This window comes from Thermodesulfobacteriota bacterium (assembly GCA_031082315.1).
GTDB lineage: Bacteria > Desulfobacterota > QYQD01 > QYQD01 > QYQD01 > QYQD01.
In genome coordinates, this window is record JAVHLC010000011.1 from 47,924 (window position 1) to 72,767 (window position 24,844).

The window sequence follows — 24,844 nt, forward strand, 5'->3', positions numbered from 1 at the left end:
ATCAATGGGCTAGCTGCAAAAATAGATTTTCTAATATCAATTGCCGGTTATAATTCCTGGTAACGGCCTGCTCGGCGCTGTGCAGGAGTTCCAGACCATGTATAATCTCTTTCTCTGTCCATCGCCGGGCGCCTTCAAAAAGGACCTCTCTCAGGTCTTTATTTATGAGGTGTCTCTCATCCAGCCCCTGCCGTAAGAACAACGAGTCCCGGAGGCAGGTACTGAGCATGGCGATAATCTCCGGGAGCTCCTCTTTCCGTCCGGCCAGGTCTTCGGCCAGGAGCAGCAGGCCTTGCATGTCCTGCCTGGAAAGAGAGATTAATTGTATGCAGACATCCCGCCGCATCTCCATAAGCGGAGAATCGGCCAGCCTGACGGCCCTGCCCAGGCTGCCCCCGGAGAGGGAGGCCAGAAGGGCAGCCTGGGCAGGGGGAAACCTGTTATCTCCATAGGAGCAGAGATATTCGCTAATCACCTCCGGCGAGAGAGGGCGGAAGGGGACGGCCTGGCAACGGGAGACGATGGTGGGCAGAAGTTCATTTATATCCGTAGCCATCAGGATAATAATGGAGGCATCCGGCGGTTCTTCCAGGGTCTTGAGAAGGCAGTTGGCCGATTCTTTGTTTAACAGATCGGCATTGGTTATTATAACGATGCGGTAACGCCCTTCCAGGGGTTTGTATCTTAACTGCCTTTGTAAAGACCTTATCTGTTCGATCCTTATAAAGGCCCCGCTTGGTTTGATGACGACAAGGTCCGGATGGGCGCCGCTTTCCATCTTTAGACATGAGCGGCATTTACCAGCACAGGCCTCGACGCCCTGCGGTGATAGACAATTGAGGGCCCGGGCCAGGGCGCGGGCGGTCTTTTCCTTGCCGATGCCTTCGATCCCGTAAAAGAGATAGGCGTGGGCCACCTTGCCTCTCTCAAGGGAGTTTTTCAGCAATTTAATGGCCGGCTCCTGTCCCAATATCTCCGCAAACGACATACTATTTTTTCCCGGCATTCAATCTGTCTATCAGGCTGTAGGTCTCCCCGGCCGCCGGTTCCCGGACGCCGGTCTTTTCTTTTTCAGACTCCGGCGTTTCTTCAAGGTCTTCCTCCCCAAAGTAGATATAACGATCCAGGGGGCGGAAAAAACTACTCCAGCGGGCCGAGGGTTCCAAATGCGCCTTCTTAAGGCTTTTTATGGCGTTGACCTTGGCGTCCAGGTCGTCTAAAAGGTGCAAAACAAAGGCCTCGGCCGTCTTGGGACGCTTCGGCGATCCGGATTCGTATTCCCCGTGATGGCTGAGGATGAGGTGTTTCAAAAGCATGGCCTTATCCTCGGGAAAGTGGGGTATGGCCTCGATCTTTTCCTGTATCATCTGGGCCCCGATCACCAGATGGCCGACCAGGCGACCCTCATCCGTATAATCAAAAAAACTGGACTCCGGCGGATAAGTGAATTCTTTTATCTTACCGATGTCGTGGAGAATGCTTCCGGTGACGAGGAGGTCTTTGTCAAGTTCCGGATAATTTTTTACTGCGCCGGTTACTAAAGTAGTCACGGATAAGGTGTGTTCCAAGAGGCCGCCCAGATAGGCATGATGCATACGTTTGGCCGCGGGAGCCACTCTGAAACGCTGACGAAATTTTTTGTCATTAAAAAAGCCGTTTAATATCAGCATCAAATGAGGATCCCGGACGTTTCCGGCTAATTCCTTTAATTCCCGCCACATCTCTTCGCTATCTCTGGATGAAGAGGGCAGAAAGGCCGCAGCCTCCACGGCCTCCGGACTGCACGGGGTAAGGTGTATTATGTTCAACTGGGTCTGGTCACGGTAGGATTCGGCCTGGGCCTCTATAGAGATATAATCCCCTTTTTTAAAAAGGCCGTCCCTTTCCTCGCCCCTTTCCCAGACGCGGGCCTCTATCTCTCCGGTCTTGTCCGCCAGGGTAATGGCCAGATAAAATGCGCCATTTTTGGTCAAAGCGGAGGTCTTTCCCTTGACCAGAAATATCCCGCGCACCGGGTTATTAGGCCGGATATCCTTTATGTAACTACCTTTTTTCTGCATATATTCTACCAGCGCAGGGGTCTTTGCCAGGCCTCTTTGAGCCGGGCTATGGACGCCGATACCACTATATCACCTCTCAGGCCGTTACAAATCAGGATCGGCTCTTCAGTTACCCGGCCTATGCGGGCCAGGGTTGTACCCTGCATAACAGCGCTAAACGCCTCTTCTCTGTCCGGGTGAACAGTCACCACAAAACGGCTCTGGGATTCGGAAAAGAGGAGGAAGTCATCGCGTTCTATGTCCTCTTTGGGTACAGAGGCCAGGTCGATATTCATACCCAGCCCGCCGGCGAAGGCCGTTTCCGCCAGGGCCACCCCTAATCCCCCGTCCGAACAGTCATGGCAGGAGGCCACCAGTCCTTCACAGATGGCCCCGGTCAGCCTCTCATAGCCAGCCCTTGCGGCTGCGGCATCCACTACAGGGACATTGTTTCCTATGTAACCGTGCCGGGCGAAGTATTCCGAGCCGCCCAGCTCCGGTTTAGTGAGACCTATGACATATACCAGGTCGCCCGGCTCCTTGGCGTCCATGGTTTGCACCCGCCGGACATCGTCGATCTTTCCCAAGACAGAAAAGAGCACCGTGGGCGGGATGGATATCTTTGTATTCTCCACGATGTAGTCGTTTTTCATGCTGTCCTTGCCGGAGATGCACGGCACGCCATAGGCCGTGGTGTAATCGTACAGGGCCTGATTGGCGCGGACCAGTTGGGCCAGTTTGTAGCGGCCGTCCGGCGTCTTTTCGGATTGAATGGGATCACACCAGCAGAAGTTATCCAGTCCGGCCAGATGCCTGATATCTCCGCCGGAGGCTATGGCGTTGCGTATGGCCTCATCAATGGCACAGGCCATCATGTGATAGGTGTCTATATCACTGTAGCGGGGACAGATGCCGTTGGCTACCACAATCCCTTCAAAAGACGAGAGCACCGGCCTGATGACCGCGGCATCGCTGGGGCCGTCTCCATTTACACCGGAAAGGGGCTTGATAACGCCTCCGCCCTGTACCTCATGATCGTACTGCCGGACCACGTATTCTTTACTGCATATATTCAGGCGGCCGAGCATGGTCTCCAGGGTGGAAGTGAGGTCTTCTACCTCCGGAATGTCCGGTTCAGGGTATTTAGGAGGCGTCCAGACGGCCACCATTTCCATCTGGGGCAGCCCGTTGTGGACAAATTCCATATTCAGGCAGGCTACTGTCTTTCCCTCATAGGTGACCAGGAACTCCCCGTTGTCATTAAAGCGGCCCAGAACCGTGGCCTCCACGCCCATTTTTTTGGCCAGGGCCAGGAAGGCGTCTTTATTATCCGGGGGCACGGCCAGGGTCATGCGCTCCTGGGCCTCGGAGAGAAATATCTCCCAGGGGTTAAGGCCGGCATACTTGAGCGGGGCTTTTTCCAGTTGAAGCTCAAAGCCTCCACAGTCCTGGGCCATTTCGCCTACGGAGGAGGAAAGGCCGCCGGCCCCGTTATCGGTTATGCTCCGGTAAAGACACAGGTCGCGGGCTACCAGGAGAAAATCCGTCATCTTTTTCTGGGTGATGGGGTCTCCGATCTGCACCGCCGTGGCCGGTGATCCTTCATGCAATTCTTCGGAAGAAAACGTGGCCCCATGTATGCCGTCTTTACCGATGCGGCCGCCGGTCATGACGATAAAATCTCCCGGCTCGGCTTTTTTGATATGCGAAGGCCCGCCGCATACCACGGCCGGCATGATGCCGCCTGTCCCGCAGAATACCAGCGGTTTACCCAGATAGCGTTCATCAAATACGAGGCAGCCGTTTACGGTAGGGATGCCGCTTTTGTTCCCGCCGTGTTCCACGCCTTCCCGCACGCCCTCAAAGATGCGTTTGGGGTGGAGGAGCCGGGGGGGCAGGGGCTTATCGTAATCCGGGGGCGCGAAGCAGAAGACATCGGTATTGAAGATGAGTTTGGCCCCTTTGCCGGTGCCGAAAGGGTCGCGGTTAACCCCGACTATGCCGGTAAGGGCCCCGCCGTAAGGATCAAGGGCCGAGGGACTGTTGTGGGTCTCAACTTTAAGGGCCAGGCTCCATTCCTCGTTAAATTTGATTACGCCGGCGTTATCACGGAAGACGGAAAGGCAGAAGTCGCTTTCCCCTTTGGCCTCACGGATCAGTTGAGTAGATGCCTTTATGTAGGTGTCATAGAGACTGTTTATGGTGACAGTCCGGCCGGTTTCGTCCGTATAGTGGATGCGGCCGTTAAATATCTTATGCTTGCAGTGCTCGGACCAGCTCTGGGCCAGGCATTCCAGCTCCACATCCGTGACCTTTTCGCCCAGACCGAGACTCCGGCGATGGGCCAGCGCCTCAGGAGAGGTGATGTAATCCCGAATGACCTTCATTTCAGCAAGGTTAAGGGCCAGTACCCGCTCGCGGCTTATGGCCAGAAGTCTTTCATCACTCACCGCAAGATCAATCTCCTCAACGGTGGGACGTGTATCGGCGACTACCCTGGGAACAAGAGGCGGCATCCCCGTGGTCTTATCCCATTCAGATCGATCCTTGATGCGGAAACTCTGGATAAGGGTGTTGGCCAGGAGGCCGGTGGCTATGCGTTCTACGTCTTTCAGGGACAGATCACCGGCGAGGGCATACTGTGTAGAGGTATAAACCCCTTCGCCCCTGTTCAATTTCCGTCCGATGGCCAGTTCAAGGGATTCCCGGGCTGTTTTCCCCTCATTATCCGTCACACCCGGCCTGAACCCCACCTCGATAAGCCAATCAAATGCATCGGCCAAGGGGCGGTCAATGGAATACTCCTGGCTGATAGAGTCACAAAAGAGCTGGCCGGCCAATTCTTCTACCAGAGTGGAGTCAACCCCGGCATCAATCGTAAATACCTTGATAGTCCGCACGGAACGGACGGGGAGGTGGATATCCTCGTTGATCCTCTTTCGGATCTTCTCCCCAAAGGCATCACGCAGTGATTTTTTGAGCATTACTTCGATGCGGTGAATCATAGGCGGTAACTATAACAGACTCTATTTTTCTTTTCAAACACTTTCCCTCGCGCCCGTCTCCCGTCACTTGCGCGGGGCATGGAGGACTGAAACCCCACAACCCCCCCTTTTTGCTTGACGCCACCATCTTTTTTCTCTATGACTATGAAAAAAGACAGTCGACAGCTAAAATATAATGTTGGGCTAATCATGCCACTGTTGATACAGACACTGCGAGAGGTCCCTAAATGAAAAATTATAAAGCCATATTTGACGCTGTTGAGAAAACCCTAGTTGCGATTGGTTCACGAAATGTTCCAAGTGCAACAATTCGAGAACGGCTGGACGTTTTCAAGACTTTTGAGCAAAAGATCTTTTCGGATGGTGACTATTATGATCTCTTAGTTGCTATTCCTTTCTATGCAGGTATGCGGGCGGATGTTGTCTCCTCGAAACTCCCCACTATTCGCAGCCACTTTCCAGATTATGAAACAGTATCAGGATACACGGAGAGTAAGGTCAACGAAATTCTTAACGATCCCAGAATGATTAGACATGCAGGTAAAATATCAGCGTGCATCAATAACGCACGAGCAGTCAAGGCCATGGTACAGAAGTATGGCTCCTTTCAAAAATATATTGATTCCTTCTCTCCGAGGCAGTCCCTCGATAATCTCTTGCGGCTTCGAGCTGTGTTGATGCGTTCACCGTTCTCGCATTTGGGACGAGTTACTTCATACCATTTCCTCACAGACATAGGTATGCCTGTTCTAAAACCTGACCGCGTTATACAGCGCATCTTTTATAGATTAGGACTGATCCAGAGTGAGAAAGTCACAGACAAGCAACTGACGGAGACGATATTCGAAGGGCAAGCATTTGCGAAGGCAACCGGACACCCGATACGCTATATTGACGCCGTCTTTGTAGTATATGGGCAAGTCAGCCCTGAGAGTTTTGGCATACGTGAAGGCATTTGCCTGGCAAAGCGCCCCCGGTGCGAGGTATGTGGAATTCGCTCCTATTGTAATTACGAACCAAAAACGTCACGCTGAGAGGACTTGCTGTATCGCATCGATAGGATAGGGGCTAACTATCCGCCTGCAGCCGACGCCAGGTAACGTGGTTGGCTTTTCCCGGAGCGCAGTTTAGGACTTTAGGGGACGTCCATAAATAAATAAATTGACACCAGATTAATATAATGCTATTTAACCGTTCATGCCAAGATTAGCCCGCCTGGATGCGCCCGGCGTATTACATCATGTTATTATCCGAGGAATAGAGCGTCGAAACATATTTAAAGATAATAAAGATCGCGATAATTTTCTGGGGCGACTGGCTATCCTCCTGCCTGAAACCCAAACGGCCTGTTACGCATGGGCACTGTTGCCTAACCATGCCCATTTCCTGTTTCAAACCGGTAAGGTAGGTCTCTCCACTCTAATGCGAAGACTGCTTACCGGATATGCAGTCAGCTTTAACCGCAGGTACAATCGGCACGGGCAGCTTTTCCAAAACCGCTACAAATCGATTATCTGCCAGGAAGACGTTTACTTACAGGAATTGGTTCGCTATATACATTTAAATCCATTAAGGGCAGGGTTGGTTTCTGAACTGGGTGATCTTAACAAATATAAATACTGTGGACATAGCGTGTTGATGGGCAAGGTTAGGCGCCCATGGCAGGATACAAAATATGTACTGTCCTATTTTGGCAAGAATATTGGTGAGGCGAGAAGGAGTTACCTTTCCTATATAGAAGAAGCTCGGGATCAAGGCCGTCGGCCGGAACTGATGAGCGGGGGATTAATTCGAAGTCTTGGTGGGTGGGCAGAGGTAAAAAAGAGGCGGTTAAGAGGCCGGGATCGTGTTAAGGGAGATCAGCGCATATTGGGGGAGACCGATTTTGTAATGGAGATACTGGCGGAAGCTGATGAAAAGTATAATCGTTATTATGAACTGAAAAGCCTGGGATACGATTTAAAGACCGTGGAACGAAAAGTTAGTGAGATATACCGGATAGGACCGGAGGATATCTATAACAAAGGCCGGCAAAAGACGCGGGTAGAAGCCAGGAGTTTGTTTTGTTATTGGGCGGTGCGGGAACTAGGCTATGGGTTGACGGATTTGGCCAGACGTCTTGGTATGACCCAGCCAGCCGTGGGATATGCTGTAAGCCGGGGAGAGCGTATAGCCAAACAAAATAACCATCATCTGATTAAATGACTATTATTTACTTATTTATGGACGTCCCCAAAAGGCTTTCACGGGTCAGAAAATTGCAATAGTCAGCATTGATAATTATGCTTACCTCGTTCCTTATATACAGGAAAGCGAAGAGATATTTTTAAAAACCATTATTCCCAGCCGAAAAGCTACAAAGAAATATGTGAGGTCATAAAAATGAAAAAGACGATCTTAGACGCTGAAGAGAAAGATATTTTAGAATCATATGAACGTGGAGAATGGCGGACTGTAAAAAATCAAAAGCAGGAAATAATAAAACTCCGTGAATATGCAAAGAATACACTTCAAAAAGATAAGAGAATAAATATCCGGATGTCATCCAAGGATCTGGATCAGGTACAGGTCATTGCTGCTCAAGAGGGCATTCCTTACCAAACACTCATATCCAGCATTATACATAAATACGTATCCGGCTATTTAACAGAGAAAAAGAGGACAAGGAAATTGGGGACAGTCATAAAATAATGCAATTCTCTACGTGCTTGATTGAGAAGATCATATCACTTTAGTCTTTTGCGGACCCTGGGATTTTTAAATCTCTATCCCGATCGGGCCTCTATAATCACGCTTGACGTTATTCACGAGATGCGTTATTATGTGACGACATGATCAGATCATTCAAGTGTGAATACACCGAAGCGCTCTCAAAAGGCCGGCGTGTCAGGCAGTTTGTGAATATCGCTAAGGTGGCGCGGCGTAAGCTTAGACAGATCGAGATCGCCGGTCAACTTGATGATCTGAGGGTGCCACCCGGCAATCACCTTGAAGCACTCAAGGGTGATCGTTCCGGTCAATACAGCATTCGTATCAACGATCAGTGGCGTGTCTGCTTTCGTTGGACGGATGCAGGTGCAGAAAATGTGGAAATCGTCGATTACCACTAAGGAGAATCCATTATGAGCAAGCTCGAACCTATTACTCCCGGCGAGATCCTCTTGGAAGAATTTCTAAAACCTATGGGTCTTAGCCAGTACCGTTTAGCCAAGGAAATTGGCGTTCCCGCTCAGCGTATCAGTGAGATTGTCAAAGGTAAGCGTGCGATCACAGCTGATACTGATTTACGGTTGTGTCGGTTCTTTGGTCTATCCAACGGCTATTGGTTGCGCGCTCAGGCTGCCCACGACACGGAGGTTGCAGAACGCACTCTTGGCCCATCGCTAAAGAAGATCAAGCCTTGGTCTGCGTATGCGACCCAGCCAAAGCTGTTGAAGCATGTCACACGTCCTTAAGAATAAATGGAAAAGTAGCAATCCAAAAAGAAGACCCCACCGATAACATCTTCCTGACCCGGCCTTCTAACTGATTCATATACTTAGGCGACATCCCTATATTGGCAAAGGTCAAGAAAGTCTTATTATCGAGACCGCTACTTCTGCGCCTTTTCTACCTTGGCCCAGGAATCACGTAAGGGCACGGTGCGGTTGAATACGAGTTTTTCATGAGAAGAGTCGGGGTCCACACAGAAATAGCCCTGCCGCTCGAACTGGTATCGACTGCCCGGTGCGGCATTGGCCAGGCTCGGCTCCACCCGGCATGACGTTAACGTCTCCAATGAATCAGGATTGAGATAGGTTTTAAAATCAGCCCCATCCTTATCCTCGCCTGGGGTTGCCTTTACAAAGAGATGGTCATATAAGCGCACCTCGGCCTCCAGCGCGTGGGCAGCCGAGACCCAGTGCAGCGTGGCCTTGACCTTGCGCCCGTCCGGAGAGTCCCCGCCCCGCGTCTCTGGGTCGTAGGTGCAGTGCAGTTCCACGACTTCTCCGGTCTGTTCATCTTTAACCACCCCCACACAGGTGATAAAGTACGCGTAACGCAACCGCACCTCCCGGCCCGGGGCCAGACGGTAGAATTTTTTGGGTGGGTCTTCACGAAAGTCCTCTTGTTCAATATACAGCACGCGTGAAAAAGGGACCCTGCGTGATCCCATGCCGGGATCCTCCGGGTTGTTCACGGCCTCCAGTTCTTCCACCCGGCCTTCCGGGTAGTTGTCAATGACCACCCGGAGTGGCCGCAATACCCCCATGACCCGCGGGGCGCGTTTGTTTAAATCTTCGCGGAGGCAGTGTTCGAGCAGGGCCATATCAACTATGCTATCCCTCTTGGCTACCCCGATGCGTTCACAAAAGTCTTGGATGGACTCGGGCGTATAGCCGCGTCTCCGCAAGCCCGCCAGTGTAGGCATCCGAGGATCGTCCCAGCCGGTGACATAGCCCCCTTCCACCAATTGCACGAGCTTTCGCTTACTGAGCACGGTGTAGCTGAGATTAAGGCGGGCAAACTCGATCTGCTGCGGGTGATGGACGCCTGATTGATCGAGGAACCAGTCATAGAGCGGCCGATGGTCTTCAAATTCCAGAGTACAGATGGAATGGGTGATCCCCTCGATGGAATCCGAAAAACAGTGGGCAAAGTCGTACATCGGATAAATGCGCCACTTATCGCCGGTCCGGTGGTGTGCGGCCCGTAGAATACGGTACATGACCGGGTCCCGCATGTTTAAGTTGCCGGAGGCCATGTCGATTTTGGCCCGAAGAACCCGGGAGCCGTCCTCGAATTCACCGGCCCGCATGCGCTCAAATAAATCCAGGTTTTCTTCGACCGGACGTGTTCGATACGGGCTGTCCTTGCCGGGCGCAGTCAAAGTACCCCGGTACTCCCGGATATCCTCTGGGCTCAGGTCGCAGACATACGCCTTGCCGGCCGTAATTAACTGCACGGCGTATCGGTAGAGTTGTTCAAAATAGTCTGAGGCGTAGAACAGCCGGTCACCCCAATCAAACCCCAGCCACCGGACGTCTGCCTTGATCGATTCTACGTATTCAACTTCCTCCTTGGTGGGATTGGTGTCATCGAAGCGCAGATTGCAAAGACCTTTGTATTCGGCGGCCAGACCGAAATTGAGGCAGATAGACTTAGCGTGTCCGATGTGCAGATAGCCGTTCGGCTCCGGCGGGAACCGGGTGTGGACCCGGCCCTGGTTCTTGTTGGCCTTCAGGTCTTCTTCGATGATATTACGGATAAAGTTGGATGTAGGCTTGGCATCAATAGTGGTCATGTTTACAGGTCCCTTCTATAAAAAACACAGCATTTCGAGATTGATTCCGGTTCTCGAGATGCGTTGTGCGCGGTCGGTATGATCTCTATATCCTAATTTTTTGGTTATTTCAATTGATTCAATAACCGGTAAAGAGAAAGGGAAGGGTATAGGTTTCAAAAGCTTGACACAGGTACTGGCCAGGATTAATTTAATAACAAATGAGTGATGGGTTAGAATGAAATAGCTCATCGCATATTATAAAGAAATACTTAGGGCCAATCTCTCGAAATTTTTTATCATAAAAAGGGGGTATACGATATGGGTATTCGCGAAAAACTTGGGTTAAGCAGTGACGAGCCATTGAGCATTAATTGGGACATCACCCCGGCGGATACCTTCGGCATTTTCGAAAGCTGGGGCGGCAAGATACACGTCCGCAGCAACAAGGAACGGTACTACTATTTTTACATCGACGGCTGGAAAACGCCTCCACAGCTTCTTCTGATGGAGCGCGGGGTGAAGCATGCCCGGATCCTGGCCCGGATCGACGCCCCCCAGGACATGGTCGACGCCTGCGTGGCCAGTCAGGGCAGAGGCGAAACCGACCGGAGTTATGCCATTGACGACGCCTTGCGAAGCTGGCTGCAGGCCAATGTCATTGAGGCCCACGATGCGTCAAAGGTGATCCCTCTGGAGAGCGAATTGGTGGAGGAGACACTGGAAACAGGCCTTCCGGGAAAAGACGAACCGCAGCCTGCAATCGAGCCGGTAACGCTGCGGTCTGAACCGGCCGTTATCAGCGAAGATGAGGTGCCGGACATCATACGCCGGAACGGGTTCTACGACAGCCACCACAATACGTCCGGGGGGTTTGCCAATCACCTCGTCGACAACGGCGACGGCCTCACGGTGACGGATTTGAAGACCGGCATCCAGTGGCAACGGGGCGGATGCGATATCGCCGCCATGCCCAGCATCCGGAGATATGTGGCGGAATTGAATGGGCGGAATTTCGCCCGGTTCAATGACTGGCGGCTGCCGACCATGGAAGAGGCTTTATCGCTTATGGAGCCCGCGCCGAGCGGAAACGGTCTCCATCTGCATCCCTGTTTCTCCAAGTTGCAGCCTTTCATCATTCTGGCCGATCAGCGCAAACTGGGCGGCTACTGGTTCGTCGACTATAAGCAGGCCACCGTCTTCTGGGGGTCGGGCATACGGGGCGCCTTTGGCCGGGTCTGCCGGAGCCTGTAGCCTGTTTAGGGCTACCCCCGGTCATTTTTGTTTTTACCTGTATATTCAGCGCATACTTTCTGGTACAAATCTGGTCCAATACGAAAAAGCCAGGCTGAACATGCATAGCGAGCGAATACGATGCATTTTACCTTGCATACGGAGATTCCCCGTCCGCCCCAGGTGGACTGTGGGGAGCTTCAATTAGTACCGTCCCGCCTCTGACCACGAAAAATAGACTTCTGGATTTTATGCTATCGGCTTATCTAGTTGATATTTAAGGATAGTACCTTTTATTGTACTGTTTGCCAAATTGTAGTATCATCGCTTTTATATGCGAGTTTTGATGAAAAAAGTCGAGTCGATATAATATATAATGTTCGGCCGGAAAGGAGATTCAGACGATGGAATGGTCCCAGGCATTGGATGAGGTTCGCAAGTTCACATTCAAGATCATTACCCCGCAAGGCTCCGGGACTGGATTCCTCATCACCCTTCGCGAACAAGGGGTCTGCGGTGTCGCCACGGCATACCACGTGATTGAACACGCCTTCTCGTGGGAGGAACCAATCAAACTGCTTCACACCTTCACAAACAGGACGATCCTCCTCCGAGTACCTGATCGGTATATCCTCCCAAATCCCACAAACGACGCTGCGATCGTCATGTTCATGAAGGGCGATCTTGACGTCGACGGCAACCTGCTGACCCTCGCACCGGAAGACAAGTACCTTCGGCCAGGCAATGAAATAGCTTGGGCGGGCTACCCCGCAATCGCCCCTGACGAGTTTTCATTCTTCAACGGTCACGTCAGTTGTTACCTGAACTCGGCCAATGCCTATCTTGTTGATGGCGTAGCCATCAATGGTGTAAGCGGCGGGCCGACATTCACAATGATCGACAGCCAAGTTTATGTGATCGGAATTGTATCTGCCTACATTCCCAACAGGATCACCGGCGAGAGCCTGCCGGGGGTGTGCTTCGTGACGGCCGTTAAGCCCTTCCACGAGTTCATGAAGGACATCGCCTCTCTTGAGCAGGCAAAAACGAAAGCAGAGATTGCCGAACCAAGCACTGCAAGCGACATGGTACCCGCGACTGCGCCGCGTGTCCCACGCGCCTGAGTGCCGTCGTTGGGCTGCTGAGAGAGTCGAACATGAACACCATTGCCAAGCCACCCGTTTCTGGAGTCGTCCTCGGAATCGATGTAGGCTTTTCTGCGAAATCGGCGACGACGGGTCTTTGTCTGCTGAGTTGGGACACCAATTCTATGAAGATCTCGTTCGTACGCACACGGACAGGAAGTGTTGACCGGCGCAGGGATATACGTGCACTCGTCGGTAGCGCTCAATTGCTCGCTGTGGCGATTGACGGTCCCCTCGTTCGTGGCCTTCAGCGCATCTCGCACTATCGCGCAGCAGAGGCTCTTCTTTCTCGGAGTGTTCTCCAGAAGCGAGGCAAACCTGGTCAAACCAACTCGCCAGTTGGTCAGCAGTTACACGCTCACGCTACCGAACTGGCTGAAATCGTGCTCACTGAATGTGCAGTCGATGCAGCGGCGCACTACCAGGCGATTCACGAACGTTGTATCGTAGAAGCGTTCCCGAACATGTTCCTCGCCGCTGGCGTCCCTGAGGCAGAGCTTCCGAGTCTTCGCCGCAATGCATCCGATGCGTATTGGAGAGGTCTTGTGGTTCAGAGCGGGCGGTTACTTCAACTTATGGGCAGTCTCCTTCCTGGACGGAAACCTTCGTGCGAGCTTTGCACATTCATCAACCATGAAGACCGTGCCGCATTTGTTTGTGCGCTTTCCGCATTGTCAGTCTTATCACAACGGCACGTGGCTGTCGGCGACCCATACGATGGCGATATTATCCTGCCACCACGGATTTGGTGGGGCAAAGCGTCAATTGGTACCAACCCGTGGATGGAAGTTGTCCTTCGCGACAACTTGGCTTCAGTCCGTCGTAGCAGGAATGGCAGTAAGCATCATGGCGACGCGCGCGTGGTTCTGCATGCCGGCGAATGGCAGCTGTAGGAGTTACGTGGACTGGTTGGCCTAAGATATAACGTTCATGCAGAACGTGCTTGACGAATTGTGAATAAGCAGGACATCCGCTTGGGGCGGACGGCAGTTACTCTATCTCCCGAACCCCGGGGCTTCGTCATGTTATGCTGACTTGCCCGGATAGTTGGCTTTGTACGCCATTTACTCGCCACGTCCTGTGGCTCGCCCTTCGGGCCAGCAAATCTGTTCAAAATTGTTTATCCTGACGATTTTGTCTGTTCCCCGGATCAAGTCCGGGGCAGGCTTGACTCATAGCTTTGCAGTCCGGGTTACCGCTCCCTGCGGTCGCTCTCGCCGTTGGCTCGTGGTCTCCGCTACGCTCTGGACCCTTCAGACGGTCTCTCACGATTCCGCCCTTGCCTTCGGCTAGTACTTCTGCTAACGTATCACTAAGTAGGCAGGGTTCACCCTGTTAAATTCCCCCCAGGGAACCCTATTTAACAGGGTAAACGTACAGGGGGGACTTACACCCCATAAGCTCACGCCCATGCCGGGCGTACACAATTCGTTCAAGAGGGACGCGGCATAAGGCCGCCGCGCCCCTTAGCTTTGGAGTTCGGGCCTAAAAGAAAATGGACTTTTTCGATCCTAAGTTAACATTTGATCCGCAGAAACCGTTCTATGGGCTGGTTGTGGCTTACGTTGCTCAGGTACATGGCCTCCTAGATTTGGTAAGCCGAGGGCTTCGAGAGGAATGGGAAAAGCTTAGAGGTAGACACCAAAACAGTCGGCTGTCCTCACTTGAAATGGAGAAAATGCTCAGTGACGGAATCAGGGAGGGATACAGGGATCACATACAAGCGGTACTGCGCTCACAATCGGCACCGATTATCGGTGTCCAAAGGTTGGTCTCACGTTTGCGAGAAGGAGTAAAAGTAGATACAGTGCGTTTAGCAAATGAAATATTTTCGAAGCATCAATATCCGGTTGAAACCTATAACAAAATGACTGCGGGAGCCTTGCTAATTGTGTCTTGGGAAGTTACAAAGTCCGACCATAGCCAAGATCCACTCTGGGAGTTCCACCGTCATTGCAGAAACGCTGCTGCTCATAATGGGAATTTCAACTTCCAGCACGGAGAGCCAAAACGACCTGCAAAGTGGGGAGCGCTTGAAATCGTACTTACCCTACAAGACACGCCAATTTTCCCAAATTCCTCTGGCAGAGGCTTTATTGGTCCTGGTGATGTTTTGTATCTGCTGGCTGACATTGAAGCAAAATTCTATTAAAGCCCGAACAAATCAATCCAGCCGGGCTGTGCTCTCGCGGAATAAAATCGTTCCCTCGCGCGCTGATTCGCGCGTCGGGAACAATCCGCTCGAGCAGACAGCCCAAGGGCCGCAGCTCAGATGGGCCGTTGGCTGAGAGGGAAAAAGATGGAACAGTATATCGGTTTGCTGATTTTCCTTGGACTTCTGGTCAGTTGCACATCCCCCGTGAACAAAAGGCGATCGGAGAAAGCAAGATGAACGTACTTCAGATTCGTTGGCAACGTCTCGTGGACGAACGGGGCCAAACATGTGATCGCTGTGGCGCAACCGAAACAGCGATAGAGGATGGGTTCCAAAAGCTAAGGCGTTCCCTGAAGGAACTGGACATAGACGTCGTTCTCGAGAAAACAGCTCTCAATCCTTCTACGTTTTCCAAGGATCCGCTCCAGTCAAATCGTATCTGGATTGCCGGAAAGCCGATCGAGCAGTGGCTCTCGGCCACCACTGGCCAGAGCCGATGTTGCTCCACATGCGGAGATTCGGAATGCAGAACTGTCACGGTTGATGGCAATACCTAAGGACTGGCGGGACGTTCATGCAGAACGTGCTTGACGAATTGTGAATAAGCAGGACATCCTCTTGAGGCGGACGGCAGTTACTCTATCTCCCGAACCCCGGAGCTTCGTCACGTTGTGCTGACTTGCCCGGAGACTGGGCCTGGTATGCCGTTTACTCGCCACGTCCTGTGGCTCGCCCTTCGGGCCAGCAAAGCTGTTCAAGATCGTTCATCCTGACGATTTTGTCTGTTCGTCGGCTCATAGCTTTGCGCTCCGGGTTACCGCTCCCTACGGTCGCTCTCGCCGTTGGCTCGTGGTCTCCGCTGCGCTTCGAACCCTTCGACGGTCTCTCACGATTCCGCCCTTGCCTTCGGCTGGTACTTCTGCTAACGTATCACTAACTAGGCAGGGTTCACCCTGTTAAATTCCCCCCAGGGAACCCTATTTAACAGGGTGAACGTACAGGGGGGACTTACACCCCTTAAGCTCACGCCCATGCCGGGCGTACACAACTGCGTTCACGCGACCTCGTGACCTCGGCGCGTGACCCACATGTTATTATGCTTCTTGATAGTAAGAATTAAGAGGAGGGGAAATAGTATATGAATTGTTTTATAATTATGCCCATTACAACTCCTGAAGAGCTGTTACCCCTCTACAATAATCCCAATCATTTTAAAAATGTGCTTGACTACCTACTCACACCTACGGTCAATGAAGCAGGAATGGAACCTATTCCACCTAGTTCTGAGGCTTCAGAAATTATTCATGCAGACATTATCTCAAAATTAATATCTGCTGCAATTGTCCTATGTGATATATCAACACTTAATGCAAATGTCTTTTTCGAACTAGGAGTTCGTACCTCACTTAATAAGCCTGTTTGTTTGATTAAAGATGATCGCACAAATTCAATACCTTTTGATACTGCTCCCATCCATTGCAAGACATATAGAAGCGGTCTGACAATTATGGACCATGCAGAAGATAAAAAAAAGAAATTAAACGCAAAAGGTATTTGGAGTAAGCTATGAAAAAATCAAAACAGGCTTTACCGGGATTTGTGGTTTGTATCAATAACATAGATTATCCGGCATCATTAGAACTCCATAAAATTTATCGTGTGCTTCCAGATGAAGATGCTGCTGCCGAAGGGGATATTCGAATTATTGATGAAAGTGGAGAGGATTATTTATACCCCTCTTCCTATTTCGTTCACATCCAAGTTCCTCAAACGGTTGAAGAGTCATTACTTAGGGCGTCATAATTTAAGAACCCGTGCCGAACATCAGCTTGGAGAAGGATGCTCGTTCCGCTGCGCTTTGGCCCATAGAAAGGGCCGTTGACCGAAGTCTAACCAATTGTTTATAAAGGAGGCTAACAATGAAGGAGGACAAAAAGAGGTTAACCACAGCTTTCGGTATCCCAGTGGCTGACGACCAGAACAGTCTCACCGCAGGTGAACGTGGGCCTATACTCATGCAGGATATTCATTTGCTGGAGAAACTGGCACACTTCGACCGTGAGCGTATTCCCGAACGAGTAGTGCACGCAAAAGGAGCGGGGGCGCACGGCTATTTTGAGGTTACTACTGATGTGACCAGGTACACCAAAGCGAGATTTCTTTCGAAAGTGGGCAAGAGTACCGAGGTCTTCGTACGGTTTTCCACTGTTGGTGGTGAGCGGGGTTCGGCCGATGCTGCACGAGATCCACGCGGCTTTGCAGTCAAATTCTACACGGAGGAAGGCAATTATGACTTAGTGGGGAACAATACACCCGTATTCTTTATCCGCGATCCGCTCAAGTTTCCTGATTTCATCCACACCCAAAAGCGGATCCCTGCGAACAATCTACCAGATCCGGACATGTTTTGGGACTTTTTATCCCTGACACCCGAATCCATTCATCAAGTTACAATCCTTTTCTCCGACAGGGGAACACCAGGCGCCTATCGGCACATGAACGGCTATAGCAGCCACACGTTCAAGTGGTACAATGACAAGGGGGAATACTTCTGGGTACAGTACCATTTCAAAACGGATCAGGGCATCAAGAATCTGACCCGGGAGGAAGCGAAGAGAATGTGCGGCGAGGATCCGAATCACGCCACCCGTGACCTGTATGAAGCTATCGAACGGGGAGACTATCCTTCCTGGACTCTTGAGATGCAGATTCTGACACCGGAGAAGGCCAAGGATTTTCCTTGGGATATCTTTGACATCACCAAAGTCTGGCCGCATGGAGAAGTCCCTCCTATCAAGATTGGAAAGCTGGTTCTGAACCGCAACCCGGTTAATTATTTTGCAGAAGTGGAACAGGCGGCTTTCTGCCCGGGAAACGTGGTTCCCGGTATCGCCATCTCACCGGATAAGATGCTGCAAGCAAGGGTTTTTTCCTACCATGATACCCACCTTCACAGACTTGGCCCCAACTATCACCTGATTCCAGTCAATGCGCCCAAATGTGCCCAGGAAAATAGTTACCAACGTGACGGATTCATGCGTGTTGACACCAACGGAGGTGGTGGACCCAACTACTGGCCCAATAGCTTCGGTGGACCAGAGCCGGACCTGACGGCAGGCGAGCCTCCTTTTGAGGTTTCCGGCCAGGCTGGTCGTTACCCATTCACCTATCCAAATGACGACTTTGTGCAGGCTGGTACCCTTTACCGTAAAGTCATGTCAGACAAAGATCGGGAGCACCTTACCGGGAACATTGTGGATCACCTGGCTAAGGCGCAGAAACGCATCCAAATGCGCCAAACCGCCTTGTTCTATAAGGCAGACGAGGAGTACGGCCGACGCGTAGCCGAAGGATTAGGTCTCGATGTGAATGAAATCAAGCGATTGGCGGATATGTCTCATGAAGAAAGAGCGAAGGCTACAGAATAGGGAACCTACTCCAATAGTTGAGAAGTGATTAACGAATAAGCACTGCCCAATAATCGCGTAAGGGCGGGCTTTTCTCCCGCCCTCCCCACGGCACCCCGCAGGCGGGTCCGCACGGGGCGCTTCACAGAGCCTATCGGGCCGCAGGCCGGAAATGGCCGCCCGCGGTCAGGACAACTAAAGGGTTCTCGCAAAACTGAGGGCGCTCCTCTGGATGCTGTACTGAAGCTGTGGCTGGATGAACTCAGTGGAATTTGCCGCAAAGGGGAAGTAGACCAACAGAAATTCCTCCGCCTGAATGTGAATTTCCCCGAGCCTGGGGAAAAGACTTTTCTTGTCCATGGCGGTTTGCGCCAACACGACTTTCAGGCCGTCCGCGGCATCGCTCATGGGCAGTGTAATAGGGTATAGCTGGGACTTGGGGAGGTGTCTTTCGAGATTCTTCGTGGGCTGAGAAAGAGTCATTTGCCGGGCCAGCCTCAGGAAATGTGCGGGTTGAATCTTGAAAGCCGGAGACCAGAAGTAGAAGTCAAGATTATCCCATTCCTTCCTTATGGCCTTTGGCAGATTAGCAAGCCGCACCAGATCGGCATAGGATTGTAAGCTAAGCCCTTCCACCCTGGATTTTATCCTCCAGAACGGCAAGTATATGGCGCTTTCAACATTTCCTTCATCGGAGACGACCCCGAAGTCTATCTTCCTCAGGTCTTGCCCGAAGATCCCCCACACAGAATCACAATTGCTGCAATGGAGCGCCCAGCTTTCCCTCTCGCCCGCAAGAGTCCACCCGCAATTGGGACATAAGGTAGGAAGAAACTTTATCCTCCAAACCGGCCTCTCTTCAAAGGAGAAACGCTCATCGTCGGCCACATTCCCGGCATCCGTCGCAATGGGTCTATCGAGGATCGCGTCATAAATGACATTATTATGAATAAAAATCGGGGAGTAAACCAGGCTTCCTACCTCACCGATGAACGCCCGGTGAAACTCGGTGCATGTCTGCGCCAGGTCATCAGCCAACATCTCCGGCCCGCTCACCCCTGAGAAGAACTGTGCGAATGAGAGATGCGGTCTTAGGAATCTTGCATCCTCCATAGCCTCGGCAAAGCTTAGTTTCAGGGCCTGCGGCCGGAGCCCGAGGGAGACGGGCAACGATGCGTCATTCAAGGCCAAAAGAGTGGTATCGACTACTCTCTGGCACACCCGGTATGGCTCACAGGAAAAAAGCATGCCCCGGAAACGCCAGTACGGCACAAAAATGACATCCTTTCCGGACGATGGGGCAGGGGACAAACAGTATCTGAAATGACCCTGGGGGAGCAGGTATAATTTCACCCGACAAAAAGAACAGGAGAAAATCCGGTCAGTCTCCTCCAGGGTAGCAGGGGCACCGCACTGCGGGCATTGGTGTGCGATTTTCAGCAATTCTTAGGGCTTTCTAAAGTTTTTCACCGCACTGATTGCAGTAGATGGAATCGGGCAAATTTTCTGTCTCACAATGACGGCATTTCTGGGGGACAGGCTTTTCTTCCACCGACCTTCCACAGCGCGGGCAGAACCCGGCGTGGGGAGGCAGGTTTTTGCCGCACCCCGCACACTGCTGGAAAACGAGTAACTGGTGACCGCAGGAAGGACAGAATTTTGCGTCGCCGGCCACGGAGTTCCGGCAATCAGGACATCTAAAGGCATCCTGCTCCTTTGGGGCCTGTCCGTTTCTCAGAATATCCGCGAACATGCCTGGCATAATGAAACCGAGACCCATCCCCAGACCCGCTCCTGCCTCGCCTTGTGACGTCGCTGCGCTTTCCATCGCCATGGCCGCTTTCATCTTTAACAGTTGGTTCAAGTCGTCGAACACGCCCAGCCGGCTTTTATCGTCTATGGCCTGTTGGACCTCCGGCGGCGGGGTAATAGAATTGATATAAAGGTCTGAAAGCCCAAGGCCGTAGTGGCTCAAATCCTGCTGCAAACGTCTTTTGAGCCCTTCCGATATGGAATCGTATTGTCCGGGCAGCTTAAGCATAGAATCAAGATTCTCTCCCAGGTAATCATTAAAGCGTGAAACGATTACCCGGCTCAGATATTCTTCGATTTCTTCGGTGGTATAAATGTGCTGGGTTCCTACCAGGGTATTGATAAAAAGGACGGGCTGGATGACCCTGATATTAAAGACCCCGAAGGCCCGGAGGCGAATCAATCCCAACTCGGAATCCTTGAAGGCTACCGGATCCCTTGTTCCCCACTTCAGGTTTGGAAAGACCTTCATGTTTACGAAATAGACCTCGGCCCTGAGCGGGCTGGTCAAACCCCAGGGCAGGCTTAGCACCTTGGTGATGATAGGAATATTACCGGTAGCAAGTGTATGCCGACCGGGCCGAAATGCATCGTAGGCCTTCCCGTTATAGAAGAAAACGGCGGATTGGCTCTCTCTTACAATGAGTTGGGCTCCATACTTTATTTCTCCGGAGCCCTTCTCGGGAATCCTGTGGACCATTGCCTTGCCGGTTTCGTCAAACCACTCAATAACCTCTAAAAATATAATGTTGTCTGTCCCCACAGTCGTAATCCTTTCCGTTGCCAGTCTTTTTCTTTCTTTCGTCATTATGTCGATGAAGCTTTAACCCGAAGTTGCGCGGATTAACCCCTTGACCGTCGCCGGGAATCCGTCGATACACCTGGGACACAAAAAGGGGCGGGATGTCCTTAAATCTTTCGCTTTACAGGAATACAAGTCTATGATAGGAAGCCCTATGCCTCGTCAGAACAGATTAGACGCCCTTAGAATTTTTCCTATCCGATCAGGAAACGTTTGGCAGCTCACCGGACCTATCCCGACTTAATTCCTATCCAGTAAAAAGGAATCAACCCTTGAATCGAATACTTAACATCTTCAATCGCCTGTTTGTCCTCTGGATTGTCCTGGCCGGCGTAGCCGCCTTCTATTTTCCGGCCGTCTTCATCCCATTGAAGAAACACATGGAGCTATTCTTTGCCATAACCATGTTCGGCATCGGAATGGTCTTAAAACCCATAGACTTCGTGAATATCTTTAAAAACATCAAGGTAGTGGTTATTGGCACGGCTGCTCAATTTACGATCATGCCGCTATCGGCTTTTTTCGTTGCCAGGCTTTTTTCATTATCAAAAGAGTTTTCCCTGGGCCTGATTTTGACCGGATCGGCGCCGGGGGCCATGGCCAGTAACGTACTGAGCTATCTCGCCGGTGCCGATGTCGCCTATTCGGTATCGTTGACCACTGTATCCACCCTCCTAGCGCCGGTCCTTACCCCACTTTTAACCCTGCTCTTAGCCCATACCATACTGGAAATCCCCTTTTGGGAGATGTTGGTCAGCGTTTTCAACATGGTGGTTATTCCACTTTTTTTGGGCATAACCGTAAAAGGCATTTTCTCTGGCAAAGTGGAGTACCTGTCCAAAGTCTTCCCCGCAATTTCCACCACATTCATAGCCTTTATCTGCGCGCTGGTCGTAGCCCTTAACAAAGAATACCTTATGAAAGTAAACACCTGGATTTTTATGGCGGCGATTTTGTTGAATCTCTTGGGGCTGTTCTTGGGCTACATGACAGGAAAGACATTCGGTTTTGATATCCTGAAAAAACGGGCCTTATCCATTGAAGTCGGCATGCAAAATGCCGGTCTGGGCAGCGTGCTGGCCTTAAAACATTTTAATGAGAAAGTGGCCCTGCCCGCGGTCGTTTTTGTTTTTATCTGCATATTCACCGCCTCCTTTCTGGTGCAAATCTGGTCCAATACGAAAAAGCCAACTATTTCAGTCCCTTTATCTTTTGGACGTTTTTGAGGAGCCAGTTCTGGGTAAAGAGGTGTTCTCTATTAAGGCCCAGGTGAAGCCTGAGCTGATCTTTGATCTCGCCATCAGGGACCAGGGAGATAAGCCTTTCGTACCTGGCAATCAGGGTTTCTTCGGCCGGGATGAGAGCTTCCAGGACAGAAAGCCGGTCTTCCCCTGGATAGACAGAAGGCATGGGGTTTTTACTGATTTCTACTCCGTTTGCATCCTTTTTGGCATTTTCGATCTGAATTACATCTCCCCATTTGATTAAGGTGCCGGAGTTTTTATCCCAGTGCCTCATGTGATCGATGGAGTTTTTAAAGAGGCGCTGACTGAGATCCTGGTGCTCACTGAAAAGAAACACGTACTTTAAGTAGCGGTGCGTGAGTTCATTTTCCAGGCGCATGATTTCATGGAGAAGCTGTACTTCTTCCCGGTTGATATTTTCCGGGTTTGATGGGTAGCAGGGGGCATCTTCAGCTCCCTGCGCCTTCAGGGCGTCCATCATGGCCGCAAACTGGTTCGAGTGGCGCACCTCATCATAAGAGATATTCAGGACCATGTTCTGAATCTTGGGAAAAGCGCCCTCGGAAAACTCTGCCGACTGGTAGAGGTTCGTAACCAGGTCTTCCGTCATTTTGTCTCTTTTAAGGTTATCCATAATTCGAGGGTAGCGCATGACCTCATCGGTTTTAAAAGAGGGAACCCCTCCCATCTGGGCAATAATGACGGCAAGCTGAAGGGAATGGTACATCTCATCGATGCCGATTTGAATCATCTGGGCGCGGACATCAGTTCTATTCTTCATGATGGGGTCTTCATAGAAAAACTTGCCCTTCGGCATGGAGTAGGCATGGATCGTATATTCAAAGCTTACGGCCCATTCGTGCTCCAGGGCGATGTTCAAAAGCCTTAAGGCGTCTTCCTTGGTCTCCACTTTTTGAATTTTGTCCATAGGCCCTCCAGCATATCTTTTTTATTGTAACATTTAAGCACATTACCTGCCTTTTGACAACTGCGATCCGGACTATCTAATAAGTATATCTATCCCTACCTATGCGATAAGAACCGGGGAAATTGACTTTATTCAACCTGTTGTGCTAATCTCCCGAAGACTTTTACATTGGTCATTAGTCACCGGCCAATAACGAATAACTGGTTTCCATCCGAAAACCCCGGTTTTCTGGATGGAGCGGGAAGGCTTTATAAAAATGCCGGCTTACGAGAGAACTAACTTTAAAAGCCTGCTGAAGGCCATAGCAAAGGGCGAGGTAGCGCCTGTTTATCTCCTGTGGGGTGAACGGTATCTCTACCAGTCGGCCTATGAAGAGCTTATTGCCGCCCTCCTTCCTGAAAAAAACCGCGGCACCAACCTCCGGGTGATAGACGGGGCTAATGAAGACGTCTATCGTCTGGTAGAGGAATTGCAGACCCTGCCCCTTTTCCCCGGGAGGCAGGTTTTTGTGGTAAAGGACACCCGTCTCTTTCATTCCAAAAGTACGGCCGACCCGCTTCTGGCTAAAAGCCGTGAGTACTTTATAAAAGGCGACCTTCAGGCGGCGGCTCGGAGCCTCGTGCAGGCCATTTCCTCATCCGGTCTGGCCATTGAGGATGTCAGGGACGGGGGATGGGAGAAGATACCGGATAGTACCTGGGAAAAGATATTCAGCGCCCCAAAGAGTGGGGAGGATATTAACTGGCTGAATGAAGTGACTAACTTCGCCATACAGGCCGGGCAGGAAGAATCGGCCCCCGCCGGAGGTGGAGGGGATATTCTGGAAGAGACCCTGGCCAAAGGCATACCGGCTTCCAACCATCTGATCTTGCTTACAGATACTGTGGACAGACGCAAATCTCTCTACCGGCTGATAGAAAAGATGGGTGTGGTTGTGAGCTTCGCGGTCGATAAAGGAATTACCGCCGCGGCAAAACGCAGTCAGGATACGGTGCTCAAGGACCTGATGAAGGATATACTCACACGCCATGGAAAGGCCATGGAGCCGCGCGCAGCATCCGATCTTATCGAAAGGATAGGTTTTAATCCGGCTTCCCTGGCCGCCGCATTAGAAAAACTGGTCAGTTACAGCGGTGAAAGAAAGACCATCACCCTGAAAGATATTGACGCGGTAGTGAAACGGGAAAGGGAAGAGCCGATTTATGAACTGACCGGGGCATTCGGTGACCGGGATGCCGAGAAGGCCCTTTCTTCCCTGGGTCTGCTCCTTGACCAGGGTTATGTGCCGCTCCAGATACTGGCTGCCCTCATCAGACAGATTCGCCGCCTTCTCCTGGCCAGGTGGGCGTTGGATACGAGTCTGGATTTTTTGGGAAAAGGGGATGTCACGTATCAAGGCATTCAGCAGGGACTGCCGGGGCTTAAGAAAGAAGGAAAGATACCTAAGGAGCTGGAAAAACTTTCACCGTACCCGCTTTTCTTGCTTTTAAAACAGGCCAGGGGGTTTCAAATTGAGCACCTTGTTCAGTGTATGTCCGAACTCCTTAGGGTCGATATGGCCCTCAAATCCGGCGGGGTAGCGCCTAAACTTTTGCTGGAAGACTTGATCCTGAAATGCCTGGTTTTTCATCCTGAGACTGCCGGTTGATCTGCCAAATAAAAAGCCCCGGAGGGGTTCCGCCCTCCGGGGGTTCGGGGTTAGGTAGTTAGGTTGACCGACCACCTTATCTTTTTGTCTATCCCGGAATGCCGTTTAGAGCTGTCGAGCTCGAAGTGCTCTCTTTTTAAGTTTTGCCATCCATTACCGGGCA

The 24,844-nt window shown here is 51.3% G+C and carries 22 protein-coding genes; 15 read left to right on the forward strand and 7 right to left on the reverse strand.

Annotated elements, in window-relative coordinates; translation table 11 throughout:
• Position 1 precedes the first annotated feature (1 nt).
• The 3 genes from holB to RDU59_10595 are packed head-to-tail and all read right to left on the reverse strand — an operon-like array spanning position 2 to position 5,044.
• Complete coding sequence (gene holB / locus RDU59_10585) at positions 2–988, reverse strand: DNA polymerase III subunit delta' (protein MDQ7838920.1); 987 nt, start codon at positions 986–988, stop codon at positions 2–4.
• Between the two features lies 1 nt (position 989).
• Complete coding sequence (locus tag RDU59_10590; protein MDQ7838921.1) at positions 990–2,060, reverse strand: HD domain-containing protein; 1,071 nt, start codon at positions 2,058–2,060, stop codon at positions 990–992.
• 5 nt (positions 2,061–2,065) lie between these two features.
• Positions 2,066–5,044, reverse strand: a complete 2,979-nt coding sequence (locus RDU59_10595; protein MDQ7838922.1) for a phosphoribosylformylglycinamidine synthase subunit PurS — start codon at positions 5,042–5,044, stop codon at positions 2,066–2,068.
• A gap of 227 nt (positions 5,045–5,271) precedes the next feature.
• Between RDU59_10595 and RDU59_10600 the strand changes: the two genes are divergently transcribed.
• The 5 genes from RDU59_10600 (at position 5,272) to RDU59_10620 (ending at position 8,499) form a co-directional block, all read left to right on the forward strand.
• On the forward strand, positions 5,272–6,078 hold the full coding sequence (locus RDU59_10600; GenBank protein MDQ7838923.1) for a DNA-3-methyladenine glycosylase I: 807 nt from the start codon (positions 5,272–5,274) through the stop codon (positions 6,076–6,078).
• 163 nt (positions 6,079–6,241) lie between these two features.
• Entirely contained in the window at positions 6,242–7,249 is a 1,008-nt protein-coding gene (locus tag RDU59_10605) for a transposase (protein MDQ7838924.1), read from the forward strand.
• Between the two features lie 177 nt (positions 7,250–7,426).
• Positions 7,427–7,735 (forward strand): antitoxin, encoded by a 309-nt coding sequence (locus tag RDU59_10610; protein ID MDQ7838925.1) that lies wholly within the window; start codon positions 7,427–7,429, stop codon positions 7,733–7,735.
• Between the two features lie 140 nt (positions 7,736–7,875).
• Positions 7,876–8,154 carry a type II toxin-antitoxin system RelE/ParE family toxin gene (locus RDU59_10615; protein MDQ7838926.1) on the forward strand — a complete coding sequence of 93 codons (279 nt, stop codon included), beginning with the start codon at positions 7,876–7,878 and terminating at the stop codon, positions 8,152–8,154.
• 12 nt (positions 8,155–8,166) lie between these two features.
• Positions 8,167–8,499 (forward strand): HigA family addiction module antitoxin, encoded by a 333-nt coding sequence (locus RDU59_10620; protein MDQ7838927.1) that lies wholly within the window; start codon positions 8,167–8,169, stop codon positions 8,497–8,499.
• 137 nt (positions 8,500–8,636) lie between these two features.
• Here RDU59_10620 and RDU59_10625 read toward each other — a convergent pair whose 3' ends face one another.
• Positions 8,637–10,328 (reverse strand): glutamine--tRNA ligase/YqeY domain fusion protein, encoded by a 1,692-nt coding sequence (locus RDU59_10625; GenBank protein ID MDQ7838928.1) that lies wholly within the window; start codon positions 10,326–10,328, stop codon positions 8,637–8,639.
• A gap of 300 nt (positions 10,329–10,628) precedes the next feature.
• On the opposite strand from RDU59_10625, the gene RDU59_10630 reads away from it, so the two are divergent.
• The 8 genes from RDU59_10630 (at position 10,629) to RDU59_10665 (ending at position 18,268) form a co-directional block, all read left to right on the forward strand.
• On the forward strand, positions 10,629–11,561 hold the full coding sequence (locus tag RDU59_10630; GenBank protein MDQ7838929.1) for a DUF1566 domain-containing protein: 933 nt from the start codon (positions 10,629–10,631) through the stop codon (positions 11,559–11,561).
• 383 nt (positions 11,562–11,944) lie between these two features.
• On the forward strand, positions 11,945–12,664 hold the full coding sequence (locus RDU59_10635; GenBank protein ID MDQ7838930.1) for a serine protease: 720 nt from the start codon (positions 11,945–11,947) through the stop codon (positions 12,662–12,664).
• Between the two features lie 32 nt (positions 12,665–12,696).
• Complete coding sequence (locus tag RDU59_10640) at positions 12,697–13,578, forward strand: DUF429 domain-containing protein (protein ID MDQ7838931.1); 882 nt, start codon at positions 12,697–12,699, stop codon at positions 13,576–13,578.
• Between the two features lie 602 nt (positions 13,579–14,180).
• On the forward strand, positions 14,181–14,837 hold the full coding sequence (locus RDU59_10645) for a hypothetical protein (protein ID MDQ7838932.1): 657 nt from the start codon (positions 14,181–14,183) through the stop codon (positions 14,835–14,837).
• 194 nt (positions 14,838–15,031) lie between these two features.
• Entirely contained in the window at positions 15,032–15,397 is a 366-nt protein-coding gene (locus RDU59_10650; protein ID MDQ7838933.1) for a DUF2703 domain-containing protein, read from the forward strand.
• Positions 15,398–15,978: 581 nt separating this feature from the next.
• Complete coding sequence (locus RDU59_10655; GenBank protein MDQ7838934.1) at positions 15,979–16,410, forward strand: hypothetical protein; 432 nt, start codon at positions 15,979–15,981, stop codon at positions 16,408–16,410.
• Positions 16,407–16,643 (forward strand): hypothetical protein, encoded by a 237-nt coding sequence (locus tag RDU59_10660; GenBank protein ID MDQ7838935.1) that lies wholly within the window; start codon positions 16,407–16,409, stop codon positions 16,641–16,643. Before RDU59_10655 ends, RDU59_10660 begins: the two co-directional genes overlap by 4 nt.
• A 116-nt stretch (positions 16,644–16,759) precedes the next feature.
• Positions 16,760–18,268 (forward strand): catalase, encoded by a 1,509-nt coding sequence (locus RDU59_10665; protein ID MDQ7838936.1) that lies wholly within the window; start codon positions 16,760–16,762, stop codon positions 18,266–18,268.
• 174 nt (positions 18,269–18,442) lie between these two features.
• Here the strand turns inward: RDU59_10665 and RDU59_10670 are convergent, their stop codons facing one another.
• Together RDU59_10670 and RDU59_10675 are read right to left on the reverse strand one after the other, a co-directional pair.
• Positions 18,443–19,519 carry a hypothetical protein gene (locus RDU59_10670; protein ID MDQ7838937.1) on the reverse strand — a complete coding sequence of 359 codons (1,077 nt, stop codon included), beginning with the start codon at positions 19,517–19,519 and terminating at the stop codon, positions 18,443–18,445.
• Positions 19,520–19,703: 184 nt separating this feature from the next.
• Positions 19,704–20,822 (reverse strand): SPFH domain-containing protein, encoded by a 1,119-nt coding sequence (locus RDU59_10675; GenBank protein MDQ7838938.1) that lies wholly within the window; start codon positions 20,820–20,822, stop codon positions 19,704–19,706.
• 311 nt (positions 20,823–21,133) lie between these two features.
• Here RDU59_10675 and RDU59_10680 point away from each other — a divergent pair, with 311 nt between their 5' ends.
• Entirely contained in the window at positions 21,134–22,087 is a 954-nt protein-coding gene (locus RDU59_10680; GenBank protein ID MDQ7838939.1) for a bile acid:sodium symporter family protein, read from the forward strand.
• Here RDU59_10680 and RDU59_10685 read toward each other — a convergent pair.
• Entirely contained in the window at positions 22,053–23,033 is a 981-nt protein-coding gene (locus tag RDU59_10685) for a hypothetical protein (protein ID MDQ7838940.1), read from the reverse strand. The two genes, RDU59_10680 and RDU59_10685, sit on opposite strands and share 35 nt — an antisense overlap.
• 256 nt (positions 23,034–23,289) lie before the next feature.
• Between RDU59_10685 and holA the strand changes: the two genes are divergently transcribed.
• Positions 23,290–24,681 (forward strand): DNA polymerase III subunit delta, encoded by a 1,392-nt coding sequence (holA, locus tag RDU59_10690; GenBank protein ID MDQ7838941.1) that lies wholly within the window; start codon positions 23,290–23,292, stop codon positions 24,679–24,681.
• Positions 24,682–24,844: the final 163 nt, after the last annotated feature.